At 65.2% G+C, this 5,787-nt stretch carries 4 protein-coding genes; 1 reads left to right on the forward strand and 3 read right to left on the reverse strand.

The window, feature by feature from the left end; all coding sequences use genetic code 11:
- Positions 1-2 precede the first annotated feature (2 nt).
- Entirely contained in the window at positions 3-3,722 is a 3,720-nt protein-coding gene (mfd, locus tag Q4E95_RS10710) for a transcription-repair coupling factor (protein ID WP_303383298.1), read from the forward strand.
- Here the strand turns inward: mfd and Q4E95_RS10715 are convergent.
- The 3 genes from Q4E95_RS10715 to Q4E95_RS10725 all read right to left on the reverse strand — a co-directional run bounded on the left by Q4E95_RS10715 (position 3,719) and on the right by Q4E95_RS10725 (position 5,602).
- Positions 3,719-3,952 carry a hypothetical protein gene (locus Q4E95_RS10715; RefSeq protein ID WP_303383299.1) on the reverse strand — a complete coding sequence of 78 codons (234 nt, stop codon included), beginning with the start codon at positions 3,950-3,952 and terminating at the stop codon, positions 3,719-3,721. The two genes, mfd and Q4E95_RS10715, sit on opposite strands and share 4 nt — an antisense overlap.
- A gap of 281 nt (positions 3,953-4,233) precedes the next feature.
- A complete protein-coding gene (locus tag Q4E95_RS10720) occupies positions 4,234-4,611 on the reverse strand; it encodes a hypothetical protein (RefSeq protein WP_303383300.1) in 378 nt (125 codons plus the stop codon).
- Positions 4,612-4,783: 172 nt separating this feature from the next.
- On the reverse strand, positions 4,784-5,602 hold the full coding sequence (locus Q4E95_RS10725; RefSeq protein ID WP_303383301.1) for a purine-nucleoside phosphorylase: 819 nt from the start codon (positions 5,600-5,602) through the stop codon (positions 4,784-4,786).
- Positions 5,603-5,787 lie beyond the last annotated feature (185 nt).

Raw genomic sequence — 5,787 nt, forward strand, 5'->3', positions numbered from 1 at the left:
CCCTGACCGGTTTGCACACCGCGCTCACCGAGGACCGCACGTTCGCCAACATCTTGGCGCAGGCAGCCCGCCCGCCGGCCGAACGTTCGAGCGAGACGATCATCAGCGCCCCGGACGGCCTCCGGGCGCCCATTCTGGCGCAGATCGTGGCGGGTGTGAACAACGACGCCGCGGGCTCGCCCGCCGCGCCCGCCCCCGTGACGGTCGTGGTCACCGCGACCGGGCGTGAGGCGGAGGACCTGCAGGCCGCGTTGGCCTCCTACATCCCGGCGGATCAGGTCATGAATTTCCCGTCCTGGGAGACCCTGCCCCACGAACGGCTCTCACCACGCTCGGACACCGTTGGTCAGCGGTTGAGCGTTCTGCGCAAACTGGCGCACCCGGAATCGAACGCGGCCCCGCTGCGAGTGATCGTGGCCCCGGTGCGTTCCGTGCTGCAACCGGTGGTGGCCGGGCTGGGGGACATGCAGCCCGTGACCCTGGTGGCCGGCGAGGAATACGCCTTCGACCAGCTCATCAAGGATCTGGCCGACGCCGCGTACTCCCGGGTGGACATGGTGACCAAGCGCGGTGAGTTCGCGGTGCGCGGAGGCATCATTGACGTCTTCCCGCCCACCGAGGACCACCCGGTGCGGCTGGAATTCTTCGGTGACGAGCTGGACGAGATGCGCTGGTTCGCGGTGGCCGATCAGCGCACGGTGACCGGCACCGAACATCCCACCCGCATCGTGGCATCACCCTGCCGCGAACTACTGATCACCCCCACGGTCATGTCCCGGGCGGCCAAGCTCAAGGACCAGCTGCCCGGCGGCCGCGAGATCCTGGAGCGCATTGCCGGTGGCCAGTACGTGGAGGGCATGGAATCCCTCGCCCCGCTGCTCGCGGATGACATGGTCCCAATGCTGTCTCTGGTGCCCCAGGGCTCCATGACCGTGGTGATCGAGCCCGAAAAGGTGCGCGCCCGCGCCCACGATCTGGTCGCGACCAACCAAGAATTCCTCATGGCGGCGTGGGAATCGGCCTCCGGTGGCAGCGAGGCGCCCCTGGACCTCAACACCGCCGTGGAGTCCGAGGACGGTCACGAGCGCAGTCTGGCGGCGGGGTCCTTCCACGAGATAGCCGAGACCCGTCAGCTCGCCCTGGATCACTCGGTGGGCTGGTGGTCAATCACCGGGCTCAATGTGAATGCCGTGAGCGCGGGTGATATCGACGCCGATTCCACGGACGAAGAAGTCCGCCTGGCCGACACGGACGCGGACACACTCAACGTCGCGGCGCGCGAACCCACGCGGTTCTCCGGCGATGTCGAGGCCATGCTCCGGTTTTTGGCCGAGCGGATGAGCGAAGGCTGGCGGGTCGTGCTGGTCACCGACGGCCCCGGGCCGCTCGACCGGCTCAGCGAACTCCTACACGGGGCGCAGATCCCGGCCGCTCGCTTCGACGCCATTGACGAGGCGCCGGAGGCGGGGCTGGTGGAACTCACCACCGCCCGCGCGGGCAGGGGCTTCGTGTTCGAAGGCCCCCGCATCGCGCTGCTCACCGAGGCAGACGTCCTGGGACGTTCCACCGCATACACCACGCGTGAGATGCGCAAACTGCCCCAGCGGCGTAAACGCAACCAGGTGGACCCCCTCACCCTGCAGAAGGGCGATTACGTGGTGCACGAACAACACGGCATCGGGCAGTTCATTGAACTCGTGCAGCGCCCGATTGCCGGTGCCATGATCACCCCGGGTCAGCCCAAGCCCATGCGCGAGTACCTCGTGCTCGAGTACGCCCCCTCCAAGCGCAACGGTCCGCGTGACCGACTGTTCGTTCCCACCGACCAGCTCGACCAGGTGAGCACGTACGTGGGCGGGGAAGCGCCGTCGTTGTCGAAGATGGGCGGCTCGGACTGGAACAAGACCAAGCGCAGCGCCAAGAGGGCCGTCAAGGAGATCGCCAACGAGCTGATCCGGCTGTACTCGGCGCGCATGGCGTCCAAGGGGCATCCCTTCGGTCCGGACACCCCGTGGCAGCGTGAGCTGGAGCAGGCGTTCCCGTACATCGAAACCCCGGACCAGCTGACCACGATCGACGAGGTCAAGGCGGACATGGAACGGCCCATTCCCATGGACCGGTTGATCTCCGGCGACGTGGGTTACGGCAAGACCGAGGTTGCGGTGCGCGCGGCGTTCAAGGCCGTGCAGGACGGTAAGCAGGTGGCCATTCTGGTGCCCACCACCCTGCTGGCCCAGCAACACACCGAAACATTTGCCGAACGGTTCTCCGGATTCCCGGTGCGCCTGGCCACGCTGTCCCGATTCCAGACCGCCAAGGAGTCCAAGGTGACCCTGGAGGGACTGCGCTCAGGCGCCGTGGACGTGGTGATCGGCACCCACCGGCTGCTGAGCAAGGAAATGCAGTTCAAGAACCTGGGCCTGGTGATCATTGACGAGGAACAACGCTTCGGCGTGGAGCACAAGGAGAAACTCAAGGCCATGCGCACGGACGTGGACGTGCTGGCGATGTCCGCCACGCCCATTCCCCGCACCCTGGAGATGTCCATGACGGGTATTCGCGAGACCTCCACCCTGGCCACCCCGCCCGAGGAACGCCACCCCGTGCTCACCTACGTGGGTCCGTACACGCAGAAGCAGGTCTCCGCGGCCATCCGGCGTGAGCTGATGCGCGAGGGCCAGGTGTTTTTCATTCACAACAGGGTCTCCTCCATTGACGCGCAGGCCAAGGCGCTCGCCGAGCTGGTGCCCGAGGCGCGCATTGCCGTGGCCCACGGTCAGATGACGGAGTCCCGCCTGGAGCAGATCATCGTGGACTTCTGGGAAAAGAAGTTCGACGTGCTGGTGTGCACCACCATTGTGGAAACCGGTCTGGACATCGCCAACGCCAACACGTTGATCGTGGACGGGGCGGACCGCTACGGCCTGTCGCAGCTGCATCAGCTGCGCGGCCGTGTGGGCCGAGGCCGTGAACGCGCCTACGCCTATTTCTTGTATCCGGCCGAAAAGCCTTTGAGTGAAACCGCGCTGGAACGGCTCAAGGCCGTGGCCGCGCACAACGAACTCGGTTCGGGTATGCAGCTGGCCATGAAGGACCTGGAGATCCGCGGTGCGGGCAACCTGCTGGGCGGTGAACAGTCCGGTCATATCGCCGGCGTCGGTTTCGACATGTACTTGCGTCTCGTGGGCGAGGCCGTGGCCGAGTACCGCGGCGATCAGGACCAGGCGCCGTCGGAAATGAAGATCGAGCTGCCCGTGAATGCCCACTTGCCGCACGACTACGTGCCGGGGGAGCGGCTGCGCCTGGAGGCCTACCGCACCATTGCCAACGCGGCCACGGAAGAGGCCGTGGTGGAGGCCGGTGAGGAACTTCAGGATCGTTACGGACCACTGCCCACCCCGGTCAAGAACCTGCTGGACGTGGCACGTCTGCGCATTTTGGCTCGTGCATCAGGACTCTCGGACGTGGCCACCCAGGGCACCATGATCCGGTTCGCTCCCGCCGATCTGCCGGAGTCTCGGGAAATGCGGCTCAAGCGGATGTATCAGGGCGCGCAGATCAAGGCGATCCCGGGAACCGATCGACACATGGTGCTGATTCCCAAGCCCAAGACGGACCGGATCGGCGGCAAGGATCTCCTGGACGAGGCGATTCTGGCGTGGGCCCGGGAGGTCCTGGACTCGATCTTCCCCGTGGCCCAGCAGAACAGCGGTCAGGACTAAGCTGCCGCCTGCGCCGGGTAGTGCACGGCAGAAAGACTGTGCGGTGCGGGCGCGGCGGTGGCCACCTGCGGGCGTGCATTCGCAACGTAGTGGAGCACCAGCGCGCCCAAGGCCAGCAGGATCAGCAGCGTCACCATGGTTGTCAATATCGTGGCGGCCCGCGAACCATGCGAGTCGTGTGCCGTGCTCTGCCTATGGATCATATTTTCGCTCAATTGAATCTGCCCCATAACGTGTTCTCCCCGGGAGGGTCCCCTCACCGTCCCGGATACTCACTATGCGCCTGAACGGGTGCAGGAGCCAGGGGAAAACGCGGAATGGAAGGCAAATCCGCGTAAGTGTGGACAACCACGAGACGGGTTTGTCCACCAATCGGCGGCGCGTTGGGCGAACCGTCTCTAAGTTCTTCCCGGTTTCGCGATCGTGGTGGGTCGATGGCACCAATCAAAGGACCCGAGCACGCAAGAACCCCGCCACCGAAATCCGGTGACGGGGTTCTTAGCAGTGAAACTTAGTGGTTGACCTGCGCCTGGTTGGGCACGTTGGGGCGCTGTGCCATCTCATGTGGTCCGCGGGGCAGATCCAGGGTGACATCGGTGCCGCCGGCGGAATGCTTGGCGGTGGATCCGGAGATCAGCGCGGTCGGAACGAACAACGCCAAACCGTACGCGAGGATGCCCAGCAGGAACAACCAGAAACTATTGGGGTAGCTGGCGAACAGCCAGAAGCTGGCCACAATGGTGATCATGCCGCCGATGAGCATAATCAGGTTCTTGACCGTTTCGCCCTCGCCCGAGAACCTGCGGGACTTGACCGAGTGGCTTCCGGGTTCGGCCGAGCGACGAGTAGTCTCCTGCTCGTTGACGGAGGCTTCATCTCTTCTGACCATGAGTGCACCCTTTCAGACTGCAACCGCGAGGGGTAATGAATTCTTCGCCCAGTCTAGACGGTTGCCCGTCTCCTTGCTGACATTCCGTCAGTTACGGAATGCGTGCGCCGTCGCCTGCCGGGAGAAGGTTCCGGCCGTTGATGGTGGTCGGCCCACAGACCGCAATGGGGCGTCAGAGCTTGGCCACGATGTCCGCGAGCAAACGCGAGATGCGCGGGCCCGCCGCGGCGCCGGCTTCGAGGACTTCCTCGTGGGAGAGCGCGGTCTCGCTGATACCCGCGGCGAGGTTGGTCACCAGGGACATGCCGAAGACCTCCATGCCGGCATGACGGGCCGCAATGGCCTCCAGGGCGGTGGACATGCCCACCAGGTCCGCACCGAGAACCTTGGCCATTTGCACCTCGGCCGGGGTCTCGTAGTGCGGGCCGGGGAACTGCGCATAGACACCCTCGTCCATGCTGGGATCGACCTCGCGGGCAAGTTCGCGGATGCGCGATGAATACAGGTCGGTCAGGTCAACGAACGTGGCACCCTCTAGCGGGGACGTGGCGGTGAGGTTGATGTGATCGCTGATCAGCACCGGGGTGCCGGGCTGCCACGCGGGATTCAGACCGCCGCAACCATTGGTGAGAATCATGATCTCGGTACCCGCGGCGGCGGCGGTGCGCACACCGTGGGCCACAGCGCGCACACCCTTGCCCTCGTAGAAATGAGTGCGGGCACCAATGACCAGGGCGTGATCGCCGCCGGCCAACTTGATCGAGCGCAACGTCCCCACGTGGCCTTCCAACGCAGGACGGGAGAAACCGGGGATCTCCGTGGCGGGGATTTCCTGTTCGGTCTCACCAATGAGTTCGGCGGCCTCACCCCACCCGGAACCGAGGGTCAGGGCAATGCGGTGGTTCTCCACCCCGGTGCGCTCGCGGATGGCGTCAGCGGCACGGCGGGCAATGTCAAAGGGATCGGCGGCAGCCGTTGCATTCTCAGTCACCCGCACCACTCTAGAACAGGGCCAAGGTATGCACGCGCGCCATTGCCACCGGGGCCGTGATCCACGGTGCGGCAGCGGCGGTGGACATGCAGTGAACATTCTGGGCAGAGGTACGCAGAAAATCGGCCCCGTTTGTGCGAACTTGCGCCTCAAATGTCCAGGTGTGCGAACCTCCGCCTCAGATG

The organism is Kocuria sp., assembly GCF_030536815.1.
In the GTDB taxonomy this organism is placed as follows: domain Bacteria; phylum Actinomycetota; class Actinomycetes; order Actinomycetales; family Micrococcaceae; genus Kocuria; species Kocuria gwangalliensis.

Excerpts from the sequence above, each read along its gene's own strand:
- Q4E95_RS10720 (WP_303383300.1), bottom strand. The coding sequence starts at position 4,611 with ATGGTCAGAAGAGATGAAGCCTCCGTCAACGAGCAGGAGACTACTCGT.
- Q4E95_RS10715 (WP_303383299.1), bottom strand. The coding sequence starts at position 3,952 with ATGGGGCAGATTCAATTGAGCGAAAATATGATCCATAGGCAGAGCACG.